General features: G+C 66.1%; 2 protein-coding genes. Both read left to right on the top strand.

All coding sequences use genetic code 11. The features are described 5' to 3' along the window. Positions 1 to 82 precede the first annotated feature (82 nt). Positions 83 to 508, top strand: coding sequence for a hypothetical protein (locus MKL01_RS34475; protein ID WP_243909672.1), 426 nt, complete (start codon positions 83 to 85; stop codon positions 506 to 508). Positions 509 to 524: 16 nt separating this feature from the next. Then, positions 525 to 920 (top strand): phage holin family protein, encoded by a 396-nt coding sequence (locus MKL01_RS34470; RefSeq protein WP_243909671.1) that lies wholly within the window; start codon positions 525 to 527, stop codon positions 918 to 920. The last annotated feature ends 157 nt before the right edge of the window (positions 921 to 1,077 follow it).

Below are 1,077 nucleotides of genomic sequence, written 5' to 3'. Positions count from 1 at the left end.
ACCACGCAGCCGGCGGTGCAGCGGAACTGTATGGGGCGCTTACGGTTCCTTCTGGTCGAGAGTGCCCCGGAGTAACTGCCCAATGCCGAACGGTGCTCAGAATGGCCGGCCGAGCGCGGCCGGTCCAGGCTTTGCCGACGCCCTGAGCGATCAGACCCAGGGCTATATCGAGAAGCGCAAGGCCGACGCGGCACGGCTTGTGTCGGACGTCGGTGATGCGATCCGCGACACAGGCGCCGGCTTCGACGCGCTCCCGCAACTGAAGGAATTTTTCGATCAGGCTGCGCTCGGTGTCGATGAGTTGGCCGAGAACATTTCACGTCGCAGCTTCAGCGAGATGTACGGCGAGGTTCACGCCGCAATCCGACGCCGGCCTGGTCTGGCGACAGCGGCGGCTGTTCTGACGAGCCTCGCGCTCTTCCGCCTCGTGAATGCATCCAAGCTTCAGCCGGTCCCACGCTCGCACGCGGTGGTCCCGGTCGACGTCCTCCCGACGTCTGACGTCTGACGTTTAGGAGGGCGAGATGGCCGAGCCAGGATCGCGCAGCATCCCGACCCTCGTCGGCGATGCAGTCCGCGAGCTACGAGATCTCGTCGGCGGCGAGATCGCGCTGTTCCGCACCGAGTTGGCGCAAGGGGTCCATCGCATATCCCTGGGGCTCAGCCTGCTGCTCATGGCGGCCGTGTTCGCCATCGCGGGCCTGTTCACGCTGCTCCTCGCCTTGGTGAAGGGGATTGCCGTCCTCGTGCAGTCGGATGCGCTGGCAGCGCTGATCGTGGGTGGCGTCTTCCTCCTGCTGGCACTCGGCCTAGGGTTGTTCGGCCGCAGCAAGACGTCCCTGTCCACGCTGGAGCCGACGCGCACGGGACGGCAGGTCAAACAGGACGCACAGGTTCTCTCGGATCGGATGGACACATGAGCGACTCGCCAGACAAGCTAGAGCAGGACGTCGAGGCCAGCCGAGGCCGGCTGGACCGGACGCTGGCCGATCTGCAGGCCCGGTTCAATCGGCCAGGGATCCCGCGTGACTTTGCCGACCTGCGTCGGTCAGGGCAGGCAGCGAGCGAGACCGTCGA

The sequence above is a fragment of the Methylobacterium sp. J-070 genome, from assembly GCF_022829385.1.
GTDB lineage: Bacteria > Pseudomonadota > Alphaproteobacteria > Rhizobiales > Beijerinckiaceae > Methylobacterium.
This window is presented reverse-complemented; position numbering and strand designations above follow the sequence as displayed.